This window comes from Macrococcus sp. CoH-51_TC_04 (assembly GCF_058188655.1).
Genome location: NZ_JBVGOY010000007.1, coordinates 1 through 21,153, shown reverse-complemented (window position 1 = coordinate 21,153; position 21,153 = coordinate 1). Strand labels below are relative to the sequence as shown.

Annotated in this window: 19 protein-coding genes, 1 pseudogene and 1 riboswitch; of the genes and pseudogenes, 13 read left to right on the top strand and 7 right to left on the bottom strand. The window is 37.5% G+C overall.

Annotation, left to right across the window (positions count from 1 at the left end; all coding sequences use genetic code 11):
* Positions 1 to 134: 134 nt before the first annotated feature.
* The 3 genes from ACZ2V4_RS07635 to ACZ2V4_RS07625 form a co-directional block, all read right to left on the bottom strand.
* The gene (locus ACZ2V4_RS07635) at positions 135 to 356 is read right to left on the bottom strand and encodes a heavy-metal-associated domain-containing protein (RefSeq protein WP_041635787.1); all 222 of its coding nucleotides are present in this window, start codon (positions 354 to 356) and stop codon (positions 135 to 137) included.
* An 18-nt stretch (positions 357 to 374) separates the two neighbouring features.
* A complete protein-coding gene (locus tag ACZ2V4_RS07630) occupies positions 375 to 2,237 on the bottom strand; it encodes a heavy metal translocating P-type ATPase (protein WP_490514692.1) in 1,863 nt (620 codons plus the stop codon).
* Positions 2,238 to 2,313: 76 nt separating this feature from the next.
* Entirely contained in the window at positions 2,314 to 2,982 is a 669-nt protein-coding gene (locus tag ACZ2V4_RS07625; RefSeq protein WP_012656193.1) for a Crp/Fnr family transcriptional regulator, read from the bottom strand.
* A 162-nt stretch (positions 2,983 to 3,144) separates the two neighbouring features.
* Between ACZ2V4_RS07625 and ppdK the strand changes: the two genes are divergently transcribed.
* The 3 genes from ppdK (at position 3,145) to ACZ2V4_RS07610 (ending at position 8,013) form a co-directional block, all read left to right on the top strand.
* Positions 3,145 to 5,760 (top strand): pyruvate, phosphate dikinase, encoded by a 2,616-nt coding sequence (gene ppdK / locus ACZ2V4_RS07620; protein ID WP_490514691.1) that lies wholly within the window; start codon positions 3,145 to 3,147, stop codon positions 5,758 to 5,760.
* A gap of 18 nt (positions 5,761 to 5,778) precedes the next feature.
* A complete protein-coding gene (locus tag ACZ2V4_RS07615; RefSeq protein ID WP_413474917.1) occupies positions 5,779 to 6,600 on the top strand; it encodes a pyruvate, water dikinase regulatory protein in 822 nt (273 codons plus the stop codon).
* A gap of 96 nt (positions 6,601 to 6,696) precedes the next feature.
* Entirely contained in the window at positions 6,697 to 8,013 is a 1,317-nt protein-coding gene (locus ACZ2V4_RS07610; protein WP_490514690.1) for an APC family permease, read from the top strand.
* A 17-nt stretch (positions 8,014 to 8,030) separates the two neighbouring features.
* Here ACZ2V4_RS07610 and ACZ2V4_RS07605 read toward each other — a convergent pair whose 3' ends face one another.
* Entirely contained in the window at positions 8,031 to 9,074 is a 1,044-nt protein-coding gene (locus ACZ2V4_RS07605; protein WP_490514689.1) for an NAD(P)H-dependent flavin oxidoreductase, read from the bottom strand.
* Between the two features lie 116 nt (positions 9,075 to 9,190).
* Between ACZ2V4_RS07605 and ACZ2V4_RS07600 the strand changes: the two are divergent.
* Together ACZ2V4_RS07600 and ACZ2V4_RS07595 are read left to right on the top strand one after the other, a co-directional pair.
* Positions 9,191 to 9,316 (top strand): annotated as a pseudogene (locus tag ACZ2V4_RS07600) (VOC family protein); the annotation flags it as partial.
* 107 nt (positions 9,317 to 9,423) lie between these two features.
* On the top strand, positions 9,424 to 10,380 hold the full coding sequence (locus ACZ2V4_RS07595) for a CorA family divalent cation transporter (RefSeq protein ID WP_490514688.1): 957 nt from the start codon (positions 9,424 to 9,426) through the stop codon (positions 10,378 to 10,380).
* Between the two features lie 47 nt (positions 10,381 to 10,427).
* Here the strand turns inward: ACZ2V4_RS07595 and ACZ2V4_RS07590 are convergent, their stop codons facing one another.
* The 3 genes from ACZ2V4_RS07590 to ACZ2V4_RS07580 form a co-directional block, all read right to left on the bottom strand.
* Entirely contained in the window at positions 10,428 to 10,628 is a 201-nt protein-coding gene (locus ACZ2V4_RS07590) for a cold-shock protein (RefSeq protein ID WP_101141384.1), read from the bottom strand.
* A gap of 295 nt (positions 10,629 to 10,923) precedes the next feature.
* Complete coding sequence (locus ACZ2V4_RS07585; protein ID WP_086041794.1) at positions 10,924 to 11,124, bottom strand: cold-shock protein; 201 nt, start codon at positions 11,122 to 11,124, stop codon at positions 10,924 to 10,926.
* 298 nt (positions 11,125 to 11,422) lie between these two features.
* Positions 11,423 to 12,370, bottom strand: a complete 948-nt coding sequence (locus ACZ2V4_RS07580; protein ID WP_219493744.1) for a DMT family transporter — start codon at positions 12,368 to 12,370, stop codon at positions 11,423 to 11,425.
* A gap of 265 nt (positions 12,371 to 12,635) precedes the next feature.
* On the opposite strand from ACZ2V4_RS07580, the gene ACZ2V4_RS07575 reads away from it, so the two are divergent.
* From ACZ2V4_RS07575 to thiC, 8 genes are all read left to right on the top strand, one after another.
* On the top strand, positions 12,636 to 13,034 hold the full coding sequence (locus ACZ2V4_RS07575; protein WP_120786120.1) for a CidA/LrgA family protein: 399 nt from the start codon (positions 12,636 to 12,638) through the stop codon (positions 13,032 to 13,034).
* The gene (locus ACZ2V4_RS07570) at positions 13,031 to 13,702 is read left to right on the top strand and encodes an LrgB family protein (RefSeq protein WP_219493746.1); all 672 of its coding nucleotides are present in this window, start codon (positions 13,031 to 13,033) and stop codon (positions 13,700 to 13,702) included. The genes ACZ2V4_RS07575 and ACZ2V4_RS07570 overlap by 4 nt, the downstream gene beginning before the upstream one ends.
* Positions 13,703 to 13,878: 176 nt before the next feature.
* A complete protein-coding gene (lpdA, locus tag ACZ2V4_RS07565; RefSeq protein WP_420494132.1) occupies positions 13,879 to 15,237 on the top strand; it encodes a dihydrolipoyl dehydrogenase in 1,359 nt (452 codons plus the stop codon).
* A 16-nt stretch (positions 15,238 to 15,253) separates the two neighbouring features.
* Positions 15,254 to 16,204, top strand: coding sequence for a thiamine pyrophosphate-dependent dehydrogenase E1 component subunit alpha (locus tag ACZ2V4_RS07560; RefSeq protein ID WP_283722300.1), 951 nt, complete (start codon positions 15,254 to 15,256; stop codon positions 16,202 to 16,204).
* A gap of 6 nt (positions 16,205 to 16,210) precedes the next feature.
* Complete coding sequence (locus ACZ2V4_RS07555; protein ID WP_490514723.1) at positions 16,211 to 17,242, top strand: alpha-ketoacid dehydrogenase subunit beta; 1,032 nt, start codon at positions 16,211 to 16,213, stop codon at positions 17,240 to 17,242.
* A gap of 10 nt (positions 17,243 to 17,252) precedes the next feature.
* Positions 17,253 to 18,560, top strand: a complete 1,308-nt coding sequence (locus ACZ2V4_RS07550) for a dihydrolipoamide acetyltransferase family protein (protein WP_490514687.1) — start codon at positions 17,253 to 17,255, stop codon at positions 18,558 to 18,560.
* Positions 18,561 to 18,667: 107 nt separating this feature from the next.
* Positions 18,668 to 19,084 (top strand): hypothetical protein, encoded by a 417-nt coding sequence (locus ACZ2V4_RS07545; protein WP_219493754.1) that lies wholly within the window; start codon positions 18,668 to 18,670, stop codon positions 19,082 to 19,084.
* Between the two features lie 52 nt (positions 19,085 to 19,136).
* Positions 19,137 to 19,237, top strand: a riboswitch (TPP riboswitch).
* Between the two features lie 64 nt (positions 19,238 to 19,301).
* Positions 19,302 to 21,017 carry a phosphomethylpyrimidine synthase ThiC gene (gene thiC, locus ACZ2V4_RS07540; RefSeq protein ID WP_219493757.1) on the top strand — a complete coding sequence of 572 codons (1,716 nt, stop codon included), beginning with the start codon at positions 19,302 to 19,304 and terminating at the stop codon, positions 21,015 to 21,017.
* Positions 21,018 to 21,153: the final 136 nt, after the last annotated feature.

Sequence of the window (21,153 nt, the reverse complement as noted above, 5' to 3'; positions counted from 1 at the left end):
CAGCCGCGTGCTGGTATTTTTGTTTGGAAAATTTCTGCACGCACGCGTCCTGGAACGTGCAGCACCTCATTATTATGAGCAAAAAAGAAACGTGCAGAAATTTGAAGTCATTTCGTCTGCACGTTCCTAAATTGTTATTTAACTGATACTTTTAATACTTCGTATCCAAGTTTTTCTATTGCTTGCTGAACCTCTTCGGGTTCAACGATTGCTGGATCAAATTGCATCTTCGCTTTACTTGCGTTAAATAATACTTTCGGTGCTTCAACACCTTTAATATTCTTCAGCAATCCTTCGATAGATGCTAAGCAAGATGGACAAGTTAATGTTTCGAGTTGTAATGTTAATTGTTTCATAATGATTTCCTCCTAAGATTATTTTTTTGATTTAAATTGAATTAATCTCATCGCGTTTAGTATAACAAGCAGCACACTTACTTCATGAGCGAACATACCTATCGCTAAGTTTACACCGCCCATGATTATACCGATGAGCAGTAAGATTACTGTAATAAGTGCGATTGCGATGTTTTGTTTTAATATGCGCATTGTTTTTCTTGCAAGATTAATTGCATGTGCATATTGTGTCAATGAGTCGTTCATCAGAACGAGATCTGCGGTCTCCATAGAGATATCTGTTCCGCCTTTCCCCATAGCCAGTCCTACATCTGCGATTGCAATTGCTGGCGCATCATTAATGCCATCACCGGCCATTGCAACTTTTTTACCTTGCTGCTGCAGTAATTGAATGTGTTTCAATTTATCATCCGGCATCATTTCAGCTTGATACGTATCCAGACTTAATTGCTGGCTTACAGTGTGAGCAGTTCTTGCGTTATCTCCTGTAAGCATGATGATTTCTTTAATTCCGTTATCACGCATTGTTTGAAGTGCTTCTACTGCATCTGAGCGGATCGCGTCAGCAATCGCGATAATGCCAGTAAATGTATTATCGATTGCGATAAATGTAACAGTATTACCTGACGTTTCTAATTGTTTCGCCTGTTGCTCGTATTGTTCTTGTATCGTAATATGATGGGTCTGCATTAGTTTACGATTGCCTATTAATACAGTGTGATGGTGGATTTCACCTTTAATTCCTTGTCCTTTAACTGTTTTTGTTGTAATCATTTTGGATTGGTCGAAAGCTACTCGTGCTTTTACGTATTCCACGACTGCCTTACCAAGATGATGTTCAGACGTCATTTCGATTTGGCCGACGAGTGATAATATTTCTTGTTCTGTAAAGTGTGTCGTGTCAAATTTAACAGAAGTTACTTCTGGACGACCTTTCGTTAACGTACCAGTTTTATCGAAGACAAGTGTGTCTACTTTTGATAATGCATCGATCACTTCTCCACCTTTAATGAGCACACCATTTTTAGCGCCATTTCCAATTCCAGCGACATTTGCAACAGGGGCGCCAATAACGAGTGCTCCTGGACATGCAATGACTAGAAACGTAATAGCCAGGTGAAGATCGCGTGTGATAAGCCAGACGATTAATGATAGTATTGCAATACTTGGTGTGTACCATTTTGCAAATCTATTCAGAAACTTCTCTGCTGGTGATCTTGCATCTTGTGCTTCTTCTACGAGTTCTATAATTTTTGCGAACGTCGTGTCTTCATCTACTTTTTCAGTGAATACTTCAATATATCCAGTATCAATAATGGTACTGCTGTAAACTTTGTCATTTTCTTTCTTTGATACTGGGTGTGACTCTCCTGTTATGGATGCTTCAATAATATGAGCCTTTCCTTTAATGATATAACCATCCACTGGCACAGTCCCGCCAGAATATACGACGACTGTGTCACCAATATTAATATCGTCAATATCGACTTTTTCAATTTCTCCGTCTCTTAATCGGTTTGCATCTTGTGGTGCCATGTCAACAAGTTTGCTAATTGAATTACGTGTAATCTTAAGCGTTCTTGCTTCAAGATAACTTCCGAATAAGAATAGGAATGTTACAACAGCTGATTCAGTATATTCATGAATATATAGTGCGCCGATAACTGCAAGCGTTACAAGTAGTTCAATGGAGAAGACTTTCAGCATAAGTGATTGCCATGCTTTTAATGCGATTGGCATCATGGCGATTAATGTTGCGATAATAAGGAAAGCGTTGCTAAAGCTTTGTACATCTGTCCATTTTAATAATAATCCAGATATAAGAAATATAAATGTAATCAGTGTCAATGTGTTTACGTTCTGATAAATCCACTTCTTCATTGTCTCTGCTCCTTTCGTAATATGTGTTGTCCTTTCACATATTATGATAAGGGAGATTCCACTTTAATAAATTGACTTAGATCAATTTATTGAGGTTTTCCTGAAGAATTCGATATGTTTTATGATTAATCTTCTTTATAATCTGTTCTTCTTCTAATTTATTGAAAGTACGATTTAATGTTTCAGGCTGCATACTTAAATAAGACGCAATATGCTTTTTCGTTAAAGATAAGTTCAGCATATTCCCCTCACGATAGTTTTCGATATACATCATTAGTTTAGAACGGCTATCCAGTAATGAAATATTCGTTGTCTGCGTTTCAGATTCTGACAGACGTTTTGCAAATGTTTCGATAAAGGTAATGCTGATGCTAGGATATGTGTGCATTAATTGATATATATCCTCTCTTTTTATAATACAGATTTCAGCATCTTCTAAGACTTCAGCGTAAGATGTGTTGTTCAAAGAAGGATTGAATAATGATATTTCTCCCGTATAGTCACCGTGAGAAAGTATTCTAATCAGCTGTTCTTCACCGTTTTCATTGAGTTTATAAATTCTGACACGCCCTTTATGCACAACATAGAGAGAATCGATTGTATCTCCAGCTAAATAGAGATGTTCTTTTTTAGCAAAAGATCGTTGCATAATCTTGTTGAAAATAAGCTGCATCGTCTCTTCGTCAAGATGATTGAATATAGGTACTCTCTGCACGCATAATTCATAATTATGATGACATTCCATAATGAAGCCTCCGGTATCTTTTAATCTCATCCTAACATATATAATTGATGAGTTATCAATTTATGATTGTCATTTTCTTTTTAATGTGACATACTAATTATTGTATTAGTATGACCTATTAAAGCGAATGGTATAACACATTAAAAATAAGAGGTGAATGAAGTGAGTAAAAAAATTTATGCTTTTGAAGAAGGTACACAAGATATGAAGGACTTATTAGGTGGTAAGGGTGCGAATCTTTCTGAGATGATGCGCCTCGGTTTACCTGTTCCTAATGGTTTCACGATTACGACTGAAGCCTGTATTGAATATCTTGCACAAGGTGAGCAGTTAACAGATGGTTTATCAAATGAATTAAAGACATATATTAAAGGTTTAGAAGATAAGACAGGTAAGGCTTTCTCTTCTAAAGAAAATTTATTACTCGTATCTGTGCGTAGTGGTGCGAAGATTTCGATGCCAGGGATGATGGATACAATTTTAAATTTAGGGTTAAACGACGAAAATGTTGAAAGTTTAGCTCAAGTGACGAACGATGCACGCTTTGCGTATGATTGCTACCGTCGTTTGTTACAGATGTTCGGTAGTGTTGTATACAATATCCCGATGGAGGCCTTTGAAGGTTTCTTTGAATCATTCAAAAAAGAAAAAGGCCATCAGATTGATGCAGATATTCCTGCTGAAGATTTAAAGGTGATTGTCGAGAAATATAAAGAAATTTACGTTGAAGAAGCGTATAAGCCTTTCCCACAAGAGCCGTTTAAACAGTTGACAGAAGCGATTGAAGCGGTATTCAAGTCATGGAATAATGATCGTGCGCGTATTTATCGTGACTTAAATGAAATTCCTCATGATATCGGTACAGCGGTAAACGTTCAGGAAATGGTCTTCGGAAACAGTGGAGACCGTTCAGGTACAGGTGTAGCCTTTACACGTAATCCAGCGACAGGTGAACATAAGTTATACGGTGAGTACTTACTCAATGCACAAGGTGAAGACGTTGTTGCGGGAATCCGTACACCGAAAGAGATTGAAACATTAAACGAGCAGATGCCACAAGTGTATCAGGCATTTGTTGATGTCACGAAGAAATTAGAAGCGCATTACAAAGATATGCAGGATATTGAGTTTACCATTGAAAACGAAAGATTATTCATTTTACAGACGAGAAATGGTAAACGTACAGCAAAAGCTGCGATTAACATCGCTGTAGATATGGTACATGAAGGTGTCATTTCTAAAGAAGATGCCGTTGCAATGGTAGATGTAAAATCAATAGATCAGCTGTTACATCCTAACTTTAATGAAGAGGCATTAAAATCTGCTGAATTAGTATCAGATAAAGGTTTGCCAGCTTCTCCTGGTGCTACAACAGGTATTATCGTCTTCTCAGCATTAGATGCAAAAGCGAAAGCTGAAGCTGGTGAGAAGGTTATATTAGTTCGTCCGGAAACTTCTCCAGAGGATATTGAAGGTATGATTGCTGCTGAAGCGATTGTAACGACACATGGGGGTATGACGAGTCATGCTGCTGTAGTTGCCCGTGGTATGGGGAAATGCTGTGTAACTGGATGTTCAGATCTTGAAATTAATACGAAAGAAAAATACGTAAAATATGCTGGTAAAACGCTATCTGAAGGTGATGTAATCTCAGTTAACGGGTCAACGGGTGCTGTATATATCGGTGAAATTGAAACGACGAAAGCTGAAGCAAGTGATGTCTTTGAAGAATTTATGGGCTGGGCAGAAGAAATCGCACGTTTATCTGTACGTATGAATGCTGAAACTGAAGGCGATATTAAAGCGGGCTATTCATTTAACGCTAAAGGTATCGGTTTAGTACGTACTGAACATATGTTCTTTGGTGAAGAGCGCTTAGTCGAAATGAGACGTTTCATCTTAGCATCTACATACGAAGAGCGTGTAGAAGCATTAAATAAAATTAAAGTGTATCAAACAGAAGACTTTGAAGGCATCTTTAATTTATCTGGGGACCGTCCGTCAATCGTCCGTCTATTAGATCCACCATTACATGAGTTCTTACCGAAAGGTGGAGAGGAAGTTAAAGCAGTTGCAGATCAGTTAGGTGTAACGACAGACTTCCTGGAAAAACGAATCAGTGAATTACATGAATTCAACCCAATGCTCGGTCACCGAGGTTGTAGATTAGCAATTACTTATCCTGAGTTATATGAAATGCAGACTGAAGCAATTATTACAGCTGTGCTTAATCTAAAACAAAAAGGGATTGAAACGAAACCGGAAATCATGATTCCGTTAGTTTCAACATCACAAGAATTTGTTATCCTAAAAGATGTCGTAAAGAATAAAGCTCAGGAAATCATGGATGCAAAAGGTGTACAAGTTGACTACCTAATTGGTACAATGATTGAAACACCACGTGCATGTTTAGTTGCAGGCGAACTTGCTGAGCACTCAGAATTCTTTAGTTTTGGTACAAACGATCTAGCACAATTAACATATGGTTTCTCTCGTGATGATGCAGGTAAGTTTATTAATGAATATATCAACCGTGAAATTCTTAGCGTCGATCCTTTCCAAACATTAGATGTAGAAGGTATGGGACAATTAATCAAGATTGCAGTTGAAAGTGCGAAATCAGCAAATCCATCGATTAAGATTGGTGTCTGTGGTGAGCTAGGTGGAGATCCTAAATCAATCCATTTCTTTAATGGCTTGGATATTGATTATGTATCATGTTCACCATTCCGTGTGCCAGGTGCAATTCTTGCAACAGCTCAAAGTCAGGTGGAATAATATCGGGAGGCAGTACATTTGAGTAAGTATGAAGAAGACGATCTATTGATTTATATTGTTTCTGATTCTATCGGTGAAACAGCGGATAGAATGCTCCATGCAACATTGTCCCAATTTCCTAAACTAACTTCTGTCACAGTTAAGAAGTTCTCGTTTGTAAAGGACGAAGAAGCGTTTAGAAATATATTGGAACTCGCGCATGATAAAAATGCAATTGTTGTTACAACACTTGTTAATCCGGACTTTAATGAAATAGGTAAAGCGTATGCTGAAGAAGTTGGATTATCATATATTGATTATATGACAGGTATGATTAAGGTGATTGAGCATCATACGGATATGGAAGCAAGACATGAAAGTGGTGCATTACGTAAGTTGGATAGCGATTACTTTAAGCGTATTGAAGCGATTGAGTATTCGGTGAAATATGATGATGGTAAGAACTTTAATAATTTAAGTGAAGCGGATGCATTGATTATAGGGGTATCAAGAACATCAAAGACACCACTCAGTATGTACTTAGCAAATAAAGGGTACAAAATTGCCAACATCCCGCTCGTGCCGGAATCACCAATCCCAGAATCAGTATTTCAAGAGAAAAACTTAAAAGTGATTGGTCTTACCGCAAGTCCCGAATATATTATGAACATCCGTACTGAACGCGTGAAAATTCTTGGGCTGACAGGTCAAGCAGAATACAATAATCTGCGTCGTATTAAAGAGGAGTTAAGTTACGCAGAAGAAGTGTTTAATCGTCTGAATGCAACGGTAATTAATACGGAATTTAAGTCGATTGAAGAATCTGCATTTTATATCGAGAAATATTTAAATAAAAAATAAACCGCTATTGTTAAGCGCAGCAAATTTATTGCTGCGCTTTTAACAATTTAAAGCAAGAATATGCTATCATGATAAATGCTCAAAAAGGAGGATGTTATGGAAAATAAAAATATAATTCAAAAAAATATTGGATTCTTTCCGGCACTTGCACTCGTTATGGGAACTGTTATCGGTTCAGGTGTTTTCTTTAAAGTATCCAATATAACAGAAGTGACAGGAACACCAGGAATGACTTTGCTTGTATGGCTGCTAGGAGGATTGATTACAATCTGCGCTGGCCTTACAGTCGCAGAGCTTGCAGCTGCAATTCCAAGGAACGGTGGATTGACAACATATATAGAATATACTTATGGCAAATTTTCAGGGTTTTTGGCAGGATGGGCACAAAGTTTTATCTACTTTCCAGCGATGATTGCAGCACAGGCAATTGTATTTTCAGAACAAGTACTCAACTTATTACATCTTAAAGACGGGTGGATTGTGCCAGTTGCATTTATTGCAGTTGCTTCGATTTACCTGATCAATATTATCGGATCTAAGGCAGGTGGTATTCTGCAGTCTGTAACGCTAGTGGTTAAACTTATTCCCTTGATCGTTATCATTATATTCGGTTTGATGAATACTGGAGACGTTGAAGTATCGCTTGCACCGAACACCGGAGATACGGGAATTAACTTCTTTACAGCGATTGGTGCAGGGTTACTTGCAACGATGTTTGCGTATGATGGCTGGATTCATGTCGGTAATATTGCCGGGGAAATGAAGGATCCAAAGCGTGACTTGCCGCTTGCAATTGTTCTAGGGTTAGGATTAGTTACTGTAATTTATTTATTAATTAACGCAACGTTCTTATATACATTGCCGATTGATGAACTTAAAGGGAATTTAAGTGCAGCTACAGATGCATCAGAAATTTTATTAGGAGATATGGGTGGAAAACTCGTTACGATTGGTATATTAATTTCAGTTTACGGTGCATTAAATGGCTATACAATGACAGGAATGCGTCTACCTTATGCTATGGCAGAGAAGAACATCCTGCCATTTAAAGAATCATTTATGAAAGTGACAACGGCAGGCATTCCTTGGTTCAGTGGACTGGTACAAGTTATTATTGGAGCGATCATGATTACTTCACGCTCGTTTGATGCAATTACTAATATGCTTGTATTCGTTATCTGGGCGTTCTACGTGATGGCGTTCTATGCAGTGTTTATACTAAGAAAGCGTGAAAGTGAGTTGGAGCGACCATACAAAGTTCCGTTATATCCATTGATACCAGCCATTGCAATTATTGCAGGTTTATTTGTAATGGTGAATACATTATTCACACAACCAGTATTAGCGATTGTTGGGATCATTATAACGTTGCTTGGAATACCGATTTATAAGATGAAGATTAGAGTAAAATAATAAAATGTATCAGTCTATCAATAGGCTGATACATTTTTTATTATTTCACTAAATATTTCTTTAGCAGTATTATTCTTTGCAAGTCTAGGAGCCTGTCCACACCATAAATGGAGATCCTCTACTTGATAATGCAAGGCTGCTTGTTTTCTTAATGAGCTTGTTAAATCATTTTGATACGGATATGGTAGAATGTCATCGTTAAATTTTTCTAATTGAGAGATCAGGAGATTCTTGATACCACGGGCTTCTTTGCCGCTTATTGCTTTCGTCAGTACAGTATCGGTTTCTGATGCATTGAATATTGCTTCTTTATGAATAACAGGCGCCTTGCTTTCTTTGCTTGTTAAAAAGGCGGTACCCATCTGAACACCGGATGCACCGAGTGCGAGAGCAGCATTTATTCCACGATGATCCATTATGCCACCAGCTGCTATGATGGGGATGTTAATTACGTCAGCAACTTGTGGGATTAAGGCAAACAGACCGATATTGTTTGTCGTTTTGAAATTTGCACGATGTCCACCTGCTTCGTAACCTTGAATGACGACTGCATCCATTTTTGCTTGTTCACAAAGGAATGCTTCTTCGACTGAAGCTGCGCTGCCAATAACTTTAATATCATTGGATTGTAACTTAGAAATCATCTTGTTGTCTGGAATACCGAACGTGAAGCTTACAATAGGGACGTGCTTTTCAATAATGATATGAATCATCTGCTCAAATGATTCATATGTGTGTGATTTTATGTCTGGCACATTGAGATTATATTTAGAGTAATACGGCTCTAAAATCGACTGCATTAATTTAATAGCACTTTCATCTACATCAGGATGTTCGGGAACGAATAAATTAACAGCAAAAGAATTTTGTGTTAGTTGATGTACTTCATTAATTTCAGTTAACAGTTGTTCATGGTTCATATAGCCCGCACCAATCGTACCAAGGCCGCCTTCGTTGCTGATCGCTGCTACAAGCTCAGGTGTTGTCGAGCCTGCCATACCTGCTTGAATGATTGGATAATCTATATTTAATAAGTTGCATATCGGATTTTGATTAGACATCTCAGGACTCCTTTCTATATGAGTAAAGATATCATAATTACAAATGTGCGAAAAAGAATTTGATTATATATTGTGTGACATTAAATGGAATTACACTATACACTTAGAAGTCTATCATGACACGATTAATTCCATACTTAGTATTTGAAAGTACAAAAGAAGCTTTAGCATATTATGAAGACGTATTTGGTGCAACAGAAGTAAATCGTTTACCAGTAGGAAAAGAACAAGCTGAGCAATTCTTGTGTGGTGTTATGGGTGCGCTGGATGTTTAACGGTAACTAAAATTATTTTAGAGCAGATAATCAGCTCTTCTTTTGTGCTATATTATCATTAAAGGGGGAGAGAGATGACGCTAACAATAATGTATCAGAACAAAGAACATTTACTTAAAAAAGTAGAACATGACGAAGATATCCCACAAGATGCATCTTTTATATGGTATGACTTTGAAGGTGCGAATGAAGAAGAACGCCTGATATTTGAAAAGCATTTTGAATTGAATGAGCTGACGATTGAAGAAGTAATCAATAAAAAATCACGACCAAAATATAAGAAGTTTCCAACATATGAATATCTCGTATTCCAGAAAATAGAAAAGTCAACGTTTGAAGCAGAGACAATCAATATCCTCATGAAAGATAATGTTCTTATTACATATCACGACGAAGATAATGAGCCGTTAGATGAATTGGATGCAGTTGCACAGGAGCTAGAAGAGAATGCACCAGACACTTTAACGCCACATACGGCAACGCTGATGTTGCTTGATAAGATTGTAGACTTTTATACAGAGATTGTTGAAGAGATAGAGACGAAAGTGCTTGAATTTGAAAAAGGACATGCGAATGATCGCATGAAGAACTATATTATGAATGATATATTTGAGCTACGCTCGGAAATGATAAAGACAAAGGGCATTATTGTTCCGATGAGCGAACTCATAGATGAGATAGAAAATGATGATACGTTGATTCAGACGAAACATGATCATTATTACATCCACCATATTAGAGATCATGTGATTAAGCAGCAGAATATGATAAAGAATGCACATGAACTGACCGATGAAATCAGAAGTAACTATGAGTCATTTAATAACTATCGGATGAATCGTGTGATGCAAATTCTTACCTTGGTTTCTACAGTATTTCTACCACTTACTCTGATCGCAGGGATATATGGTATGAACTTTGAATATATGCCGGAGTTAAAGTGGCATTATGGGTATTTCACTGTGTTATTCATCATGTTTTCCATCATGATTGGGTGCATGATTTATTTTAAGAAGAAAAAATGGTATTAAAAAAACAAGCACTCACAATTGTGAGTGCTTGTTTCCAACATTAAATATTATAATTTAACGATGTTAGCAGCTTGAGGTCCACGTTGACCTTCTTCGATATTGAATTCAACTGCTTGACCTTCTTCTAAAGATTTGTAACCTTCACCTTCGATAGCGCTGAAGTGAGCGAATACGTCGTCTCCGCCTTCAACTTCGATGAATCCAAAACCTTTTTCTGCGTTAAACCATTTAACTGTACCTTGTGTCATAATAATGACCTCCAAAAAATTATTAAATAATATCTAATGTTTTACAAAGAAAACTTCACACATTACAAAAAGTTTCGACTAAACACGATTACTCTTTGTAATATGTGAAGTTCTTTGTTTCTTGCATATGTTCGATATATTTGTACTAAGTATATAACGGATATTCTATGTTGTCAATGAAAGATTACTTTTAAATATTGAATAGAAGCGATAAAGGGCTTACGTATCATGTTTAGATACATAAAATAAAAAAAAAACGAGTACTCTTATGAGTACTCGTTTCCAACATTAAATATTATAATTTAACGATGTTAGCAGCTTGAGGTCCACGTTGACCTTCTTCGATATTGAATTCAACTGCTTGACCTTCTTCTAAAGTTTTGTAACCGTCTCCTTCGATAGCACTGAAGTGAGCGAATACGTCGTCTCCACCTTCAACTTCGATGAATCCAAAACCTTTTTCTGCGTTAAACCATTTAACTGTACCTTGTGTCATAATAATGACCTCCAAAAAATTATTAAATAATATCTAATGTTTTAAGAAAAAACACTTCACATATTACAAAAATAGTCGGCTTACATGATTACTTAGGTAATATGTGAAGATCCTTTGTTTCTTGCATATGTACGATATATTTGTACTAAGTATATAACGTATATCTAGATTTGTCTACAAAAAGTAGTCATAAAAATCCAAAATGAGTAAATTTATATTATAAAATTCATATAAAATGGATGCCCATTACAGTGGGTATAAGCTTTCGTGAAATTTTCATTCATCAAAAATAATTTTTCTAATTCATACGAATTAATACGATAGCTAAGAAGATAAAGGCTAATCCTAGATATTGGACTCCCGTTACTTTCTTCTGTTTAGCACCGATCCATCCAAATGAATCAAGCAGGATGCTACAAATGATTTGTCCAGATAAACAAATAATTACAACGAGGCCTGTGCCCATGATTGGGACTAGATATGACATACCGAATACGAAGAAAGAGCCGAGTATTCCACCTATCCAGATCCATTTCGGTTTATCTTTGCCGATAGCAAAGCGAATCTGAGTGATTTCCTTTCTTATAATAGTTACGATGATGAATAAAAATATGGTACCAACTAAAAATGAAACGAATGCTGCATGTACGGGTGATGCCAATATACTGCCGAGTTTTCCATTAATTGCAGATTGAGTGGCCATGAGCATGCCGCCTGCAATCCCGGTAATCTGAAACGGCAACTTTGATTTAGTATCTTCTTCGAAATCCATATAGGCCTGTTGTTTGCGTTTTCTTAACCATTCGGGTAGTGCGATAACCATTACAACACCAGCGACTAAGATTAAAAGTCCAGCACACCTTAGCAATGTCAAGTGGTGCATCGGTGCCTGGAATAGCCCGAAGTGATCAATCATGATACTCATTATAATTTGGCCCATAATCGGTAATACGACAGTCTGCACGCCCCCAAGCACAGGAAACAGTAGAATATTTGCAGTAAGGCCAATTAACCCTAATAATCCCCCAAGCCATATCCATCCGGGTTCCTCTATGAATATTGAAGGATGAATAAGTACAGTATGTTTAGTAAATAAAGTGATAAAGAATAAAAATATTGTACCCACACTAAAAGATACAAACGATGCAACAAACGGTGACAGCACATAGCTTCTTAATCGTGAATTAACAGCTGTCTGAATCGGTACGACGATACCTGCGGCAAGCGCAAATAGAAAATAAAACATATTAGTCTCTCCTTTTATATATATAGTACTTAAAAACAACGATAAACGCCATATCTGAAAAAACGAGAGCGTAGGTACAGTTCTTGAAAGAATCTTTTTTTACTTTTCTGAAAATATTTCAATACCTTGATTTCAAGTGTTGACGGGTTTATAATAAAATATAAATTCATTTATTATAAAAAAATATAAAATATTATTTTATTTACAATTTGTTCATCATTTAATGAATGCTGAACAAATTGTAAATAATGATGGAGGTTAGAAATTGGAAAAGCTATATCATTATTTATACTGGACATTGCGTGTTGTGCTGCAGGTAAGTTTGCTCACTTTGTTTTATCTGGCGGGAGAATTTGTTAACGCACATACATTAATCACAATTCCAGGCAGTCTGATCGGATTGGTTCTTTTATTTATTGCCTTGGAAATAAAGGTTGTTCGTCCCGAATGGCTCGGTTTAGGTGTCAATGCACTGCTTAAGATTATGCCGATATTGTTTGTACCAACATTAGTAGCGCTTATGAACTATGGTCCACTTTTTATGAAGAGTGGTTTATTTCTAATGTTTGATCTGGTACTTTCTTCGCTTATTATCTTCTTTATGACAGGATGGTTTACACAAATGGCGGTTAACTATAAGAAGAAAAGAGGAGAATCTCTATGATAGAAACATTAAGTTTATTATTTCTTACTATAATATTATTTACAGGAGCGGTTGCACTGAACAAACGTTATCCTAAAGTATGGACATTGCCTATCTTCACAGTAAGCGGGTTGATGATAATCATACTTATTGGTTTTCATATTCCTTATAAAGAGTATCAGCATGCGACTGCGATTTTCAATTTTCTATTAGGACCTGCAATTGTAGCTTTCGCATTGCCGCTCTATCAAATGAGAAAAGTAGTAGTAAAATATCTCCACTTCATTGTAGCAGGCTTCACTATGGGGCTTATGGTGTCCCTTTTAGCAACGTATTTGCTTGCTATGGTATTGCCACTAGATAAGACACTTGTGCATTCACTATGGGAGAAAAATGTGACATTGCCTGTTGCGATGAATATTGCATCTTCTACTAATGGTAGCGTAGCGTTAACATCCATTGCTGTGATTATTAGCGGCTGCATTGGATTTAGTTTCGGGCATAAGGTGATGAAGTGGATGAAAATTGATCACTTTGTAGCACGTGGTGTCGCCATGGCCGCGGTTGCACATGTATTTGGTACAAACACATCGATGGCACTTAGCAAAGAAGAAGGTGGTATCGCACTTGTAACGATGATTGGGACCGCAATACTTGCGAGTATTGTTATACCGATGTTGATTGTGTGAGTAATATCACGAAATATAAAGATATAAGATGGATTTCTCAAAGAACGCCGTTATAAGGCGTTCTTTTTTATTCACAAAAATTTAACTAAATATTCTGAACAATTAATTGAAAACGCTTACTTTTAGGTGTAGAATTGAACTGTATAAAATAATGTATCGGAAAGAGGGTGTTAAGGTTGAAGGAAAAATACGATGTTGCAGTAATCGGTGGTGGCCCTGGTGGATATGTCGCAGCGATTCGTTTAGCTCAGTACGGTAAGAAAGTTGTGCTCTTTGAAGCAAACAATCTCGGTGGTACATGCTTAAACGTTGGCTGTATACCATCAAAATCATTACTTAGATCTGCTGAAATCGTCGAAACTATAAAGCATTCGGAAGAATTTGGCGTGATGAGTAAGGGATTTAATATTGATTACAAAGTAATTAAGTCACGTAAAGATGAAATCGTTAATCAACTTGTTACCGGTGTAGGTTACTTACTCAAGAAAAATAATATTACAATAAAAAATGAGTATGTTGAATCTATTGAGCAGTCAGAAGTTTTAACGAAAGAAAATCGTTATGATGTATCGCAAATTATTTTAGCAACAGGTTCAAAACCATTTGTTCCTAAAATAGCAGGTATTGATGAAATAGAGTTTGATACGACAGATACAATATTCCAATGGACTGAACTACCGGACAAAATGGTTATCATTGGTGGTGGTGTCATTGGTGTTGAAATGGCACAAGCTTTTGCATCATTTGATGTTGAAGTTACAGTGGTTGAAGTGGCTGAAGAAATTTTGTTAACGGAAGATAAAGCGGCGCGTGATCTTGTGAGAAATCACTTAAAAGACCAAGGCGTCCATATCATTGAGCATGCTTCGATTAAAAAAATCGAAAAAGGAATGCTTAAACTTCAAGATAAGACGATACCTTTTGACAAAGTATTAATTGCAACAGGTAGAAAGAATAATTTAGAACTCGCAAAGAAATTAAACGTAGCTTTAAGTGAAAATCAAAAGTTTGTTGAAGTTAATGAAAACATGCAAACAAGTATAAAACATATATATGCAATTGGAGATATCGTACCAGGATTGCAGTTAGCACATGTAGCTAGCCATGAAGGTACCATTGCAGCAGCCCATATCTGTAAAGAACCATTTAAATCTGGTGATAGTAACGCAGTACCGCGATGTGTCTATACGACACCAGAAATAGCTTCATTTGGTATGGATTTAGAAACAGCACTTAACCAAGGCTTTGATGCACATGTTTATCAATATGATCTCTCAGGAAATGGTAAAGCAATGGCTTATGGCGATACGCAGGGCTTTGTAAAGATTATCAGTGAGCAAAAGTATGGAGAAATTCTAGGGGCTGTCATCTGTGGTCCGCATGCGACCGAATTAATCAGTACCATACTCGCAGTGAAAGAATCAGAAGGTACGGTATTTGAAATGAAAGATCAAATATTTGCACATCCAACAGTTTCAGAATCTATTGGAGAAGCGAGTCTAGATTATTTTGATTTAGCAATTCATAAACCTTAAGTAGGAGGAGTTAATTATGGAAAAAGAAAAAGCATTATGGGTTTATCGTAAAATGAATGAAATCCGTGAATTTGAGGATGAAGTGCATAGAATATTCTTAACAGGGGAAATCCCTGGATTTGTTCACTTGTATGCCGGTGAAGAAGCAGTAGCAGTAGGCGCTTGTGCAGAATTAACGGATGATGACTACATCACGAGTACACACAGAGGACATGGTCATGCGATTGCAAAAGACTGTGATATTCTCGGAATGATGGCGGAAATATTTGGACGCAAAGATGGCCTGAACAAAGGGAAAGGGGGGTCTATGCATATTGCTGAAGTTGAAAAAGGAATACTGGGTGCAAATGGTATTGTAGGTGCAGGATTCCCATTAGCAAATGGTGCAGCATTATCGATAAAAACGTTAAAGCAAGATGCTGTTGCAGTATGTTTCTTTGGAGATGGTGCATCTAACGAAGGTACTTTCCATGAAGGGCTTAACTTCGCATCGATTTTAAACTTACCTGTTATCTTTATCTGTGAAAATAATGGATTTGGCGAAGCAACCCCCCATAGTTATGCTTCTGCTTCAGAAACAATTGCAGAAAGAGCGTCAGCATATAATATGCCGGGTCATCTAGTGGATGGTAAAGATGTAACTGCTGTCAATGAAAAAATGATAGAAGCGGTGAAAAGAGCAAAAGCAGGTGAAGGCCCAACATTGATTGAATGTAAAACATATAGAAATTATGGACATTTTGAAGGAGATAACCAAAGTTATAAATCGGATAAAGATGAATTACGTGAAGTAGATCCGATTACGATTTTTAAAGATAAGGCACTTGAAGCGCAGTGGTTTACTGAAGAGGAAGCCAAAAAAATTGAAGACGAAGCAAAAGCGTTAATAAAAGAAGCGGTTGAATTTGCAGAAAATAGTCCATTACCAGATGAAGCATCTTTACTTGAAGATGTTTATGCAGATTAAGGAGGAATAATAATGAGTAGAGAAATTACTTATATGGCTGCAGTAACTGAAGCCATTGATCAAGCGATGGAGAAAGATGATACAGTGATTCTGTTAGGTGAAGACGTTGCCGGTGGGAATACGATTGAACATCTTGAAGGCGATGAAGCTTGGGGAGGTGTATTCGGTTTAACGAAAGGTATTGTTGGTAAGTATGGACGTGAGAGGGTTATTGATACACCAATTGCAGAACAGAACTATGTGGGTGCAGGAGTTGGTGCAGCAGCTACAGGGCTGAGACCGATTGTTGAACTGATGTTTAATGATTTCATCGGATATGCGTTCGATGCACTTCTGAACCAAGGGTCAAAGATGCGTTATATGTTTGGTGGCAAAGCTAAGATTCCGATGACTTTGAGAACCGTTCATGGTGCAGGCGCTTCTGCTGCTGCTCAGCACAGTCAATCATTATACGGAATGTTTGGTGCGATACCTGGAATAAAAGTTGTGGTGCCATCAAATCCTTATGATGCGAAAGGCTTACTTTTAGCTGCAGTAGAAGATGATAACCTCGTCGTATTTTCTGAAGATAAAACTTTATATGGCATGAAAGGTGATGTGCCTGAAGAATATTATACAGTGGAAATTGGTAAAGCGAAGATTATTAGAGAAGGAGAAGACTTGTCGATTGTTGCAATCGGTAAGATGGTCCAAATTGCTCTAGAAGTTGCAGATGAACTGGAAGCTGCAGATATTTCAGTCGAAGTTATTGATTTAGTTACTGTTTCTCCATGGGATCAAGAAACAGTACTTAACTCCGTGAAGAAAACGAACCGCCTTATCGTGATTGATGAAGCAAATCCTCAGAGTAGTACAGGGCACAGTATTTCAGCTGTCGTCGGCGATAAAGCTTTTGATTATTTAGACGGACCTGTCAAAGTAATTACTGCACCTGCGACACCAGTGCCATTTGCATCAAATTTAGAGAAACTATATATTCCAAGTAAAGAACGTGTTCTAGAAGAAGCAGATGAAATAATTCAAGACTTAAGAAAGTGAGGTGTGATTCATGAGTTCAAGAATAAATATGCCGAAATTAGGAATGACAATGACAGAAGGTACTATAGATGAGTGGTACAAATCAGTCGGAGATGAAGTGAAAAAGGGTGAAGCGGTCTGTATGATTGCTTCTGAAAAACTAACTTTAGATGTTGAAGCACCTGAAGATGGGATTTTAACAGAAATTACAGTGGAAGCTGGAGGCAGAGCTAAAGTTGGAGAACAGATGGGATTGGTTGGAGACTCATTAGAGGATAACCAGTCTCCTGAACGTTCAAATCAATCGACTGATGATGAAGCGATAAGTGAATCAGGTGAAGAAACGAATGAAAGAGCCGCAATAAAGGATGCGGCCGAGAAATCTCCTAGCTTTAATAGAAGTCATGAGGATGAATTGAATAAGAAAGCACGCGATGAGGACACTCCTACATCACAAAGTAACTCTGAAAGCAACCGAATCTTTATTACCCCACTTGCCCGTAGAATAGCTGAAAGCAATGACATCTCAATTGAAGAGGTTACAGGGACTGGCGGTAATGGCAGAATTACAAAGAAGGATATAGAAAAAGCAATTGATCACGTAAAAGTAAGTTCGACGACTGAGTCTACTGAAGCTACTCAAGTAACGGCAGAAGCCAAGCCATTATCGAATATGAGACGTGCGATTGCTGACAACATGATGCATAGTTTACAGTCAACCGCACAATTAACGTTGCACCAAAAAGTAGAAGCAGATGCGTTGCTGAAATTTAATAAGAAGTTAAAAAAAGAGGTTAGCAACAATGAATTAGATATTAAAGTAACAGTTACCGCACTGATTACAAAAGCCGTTGCATTAGTACTTAAAGATGATGCAAGAATGAATGCAACTTACAGTGATGAGAAGTTATACCATCATAAAGATGTGAATATTGGAATTGCAACAAGTCTGGAAGATGGACTGATGGTTCCAGTGATCCATAACGCTGAAAGTAAATCTATAGGTGAAATTTCAAGTGCCATCGAAACTTTATCTGCTGCGGCGAGAAATGGAGAGTTGTCTCAAGGTGCAATGAAGGATGGAACATTTACCATCACAAATATCGGTGCAGGCGGTATAGAATACTTTACACCGGTACTTAACGCACCGGAAGTTGGGATACTAGGGGTTGGTTCATTACAAAGTGAAGTAGCATTAAAAGACGGCAAACCGTATGAGAAAAAGATGTTACCTCTGAGTCTCACTATTGATCATCAAGTTATAGATGGTGCAGATGGAGCGGAATTCTTGAGTCGTATTAAAACATTTATCGAGCATCCATATTTGCTGATATTGTAGATAGAGAGGGCATAGCCCTCTCTATATTATTTTGAACATGCACAAAAGATGTATAATTCAGCGACTTAACGTATAATAAAGGTAATTGACTTAATGGAGGAATTACGATGAACAAATGGATTAAACGTGGAATCGTTGTCGGTGCAGTTGGTTTTGGTGCCGTTCAATCAGTGAAATATTTAAAGCAGAATGAACAAGTGAAACAACGTTTGAATGATCTTAAGAATATCAAAGAATATAATGATCTGCGTATTGCACTGATGGAGGTTATTGAGGCATTTAATAACCCTAAGCAATTAGAATCGAAATTTGCAGAAGATGTGCATACTGAAAGCAATGAACAGACAAGCAACGCGCAAGCTACACATACAGAAGAGCCTTTCATTGCAGATGCAGTGAAACGTGTATTGGATACAAAAGCCGTTGAAGATCTTCTTGGTGATAAAGCTGATATCGATATGATGAAATCATTGATCGATGAAACGAAAGAAGTAGAGAAGCTCGTGCGTAGCTGGTTTAATTAATATTTGCAACATGAACAAATCAGTGATATTGTTTATGTGTACAACTTAATAAGACGATTGCTAGGGGAGCTCTTATGAGCTGAGAAAGGAATATCCTTGACTCTTTGAACCTGTTTGGTTAATACCAGCGTAGGGAAGCGAGCGTGTATACTTATGATATTTTTTTGTCGTGAAACTTCACCTCCTAGTAATGAATCTAACTAGGAGGTTTTTTTGTATGGTAAATTTGAAGAAGTCATTTCCAGCAAGTAAGAGAATCTTTAGAGCGGGTAAGGGCGAGGATACGGATATTAAAGTACCTTTCCGTGAAATTACATTAACCGATACTGTGACAGATCAAGGCACTACTTCCAATGCACCAGTTGTTGTCTACGATACGGGTGGTGTTTATCATGATGATGCATATAATATTGATGTTGAGCGCGGTATTCCTAAATTACGTGAACGATGGATTGATAGCCGTGACGATGTAGAACAATATACAGGACGCAGAGTACTTGCGGTTGATAATGGTTTTAAAGATATCACGCATAATAAGTTTGTAGAGACGCCATTTAAGTATGATCCAAAACGTGCGCGTGATGGCAAAAACGTGACACAGATGCATTATGCAAAGCAAGGAATCATTACGAAAGAGATGAAATTTGTCGCGATTCGTGAGAACGTCGACCCTGAATTTGTACGTAGTGAGATTGCAAGAGGGCGAGCAATTATTCCGAACAATATTAATCATCCAGAATCTGAACCGATGATTATTGGTAAGAACTTTAAAGTGAAGGTTAATGCGAATATCGGAAACTCTGCAGTATCATCATCTATCGAAGATGAGATTGAAAAGATGGTGTGGGCGACACATTGGGGAGCCGATACGATTATGGATTTATCTACAGGTAAGAATATTCATGCGACACGTGAATATTTACTCAGAAATTCACCGGTACCTGTTGGAACAGTACCTATTTATCAAGCATTAGAAAAAGTGGATGGCATTGCTGAAGATTTAACGTGGGAAGTGTATCGAGATACGTTGATTGAACAAGCTGAACAAGGCGTAGACTACTTTACAATTCATGCGGGTGTATTGTTAAGGTATGTGCCGATGACAGTAAATCGTCTGACTGGTATCGTGTCACGTGGAGGTTCGATTATGGCACAGTGGTGTTTAGCTCATCATGAAGAAAGCTTCTTATACACACACTTTGAAGAAATTTGTGAAATCTTAAAGAATTATGACATTGCTGTATCACTTGGTGATGGTTTAAGACCAGGTTCAATTTATGATGCGAACGATGAAAGTCAGTTGGCGGAACTGAAGACGCTTGGTGAACTAACAAAGGTTGCCTGGGCACATGACGTTCAAGTGATGATAGAAGGACCAGGACATGTGCCGCTTCATAAGATCAAAGAGAATCAGGAACTTGCAGATTTCTATTGTAATGAAGCACCATTCTATACGTTAGGACCATTGACGACAGATATTGCACCTGCATATGACCATATTACATCAGCGATTGGCGCTGCAAACATCGGTTCATACGGAACAGCGATGCTATGCTATGTTACACCGAAAGAACATCTCGGACTACCGAATAAAGATGATGTAAGAACAGGTGTTGTAACATATAAGATTGCTGCACATGCAGCGGATCTTGCGAAAGGCTTACCAGGTGCTGATGAACGAGATAATGCTATTAGTAAGGCACGCTTTGAATTTCGCTGGATCGATCAGTTTAATTTGTCACTAGATCCAGAACGTGCGAAGGAATATCATGATGAAACACTACCTGCTGAAGCGGCGAAAGTCGCACACTTCTGTAGTATGTGCGGACCTAAATTCTGTTCGATGCGTATTTCTCATGATTTACGTAAAGATAAAGGAATGCAGGAAATGGCTGATAAATTCAAAGCACAAGGTAGTGAAATTTACTCTTAGAATTTGCTGTGAATCGGAGCGCAGTTTATTCATATATAAAAGCACCACCCTTATACCAGGGCACTGCACCCTTACTAAGGGAGCTCAATAAAAACACTATTTTCTAGGCTGCTAATTTCCTATATTCTATAGGGGA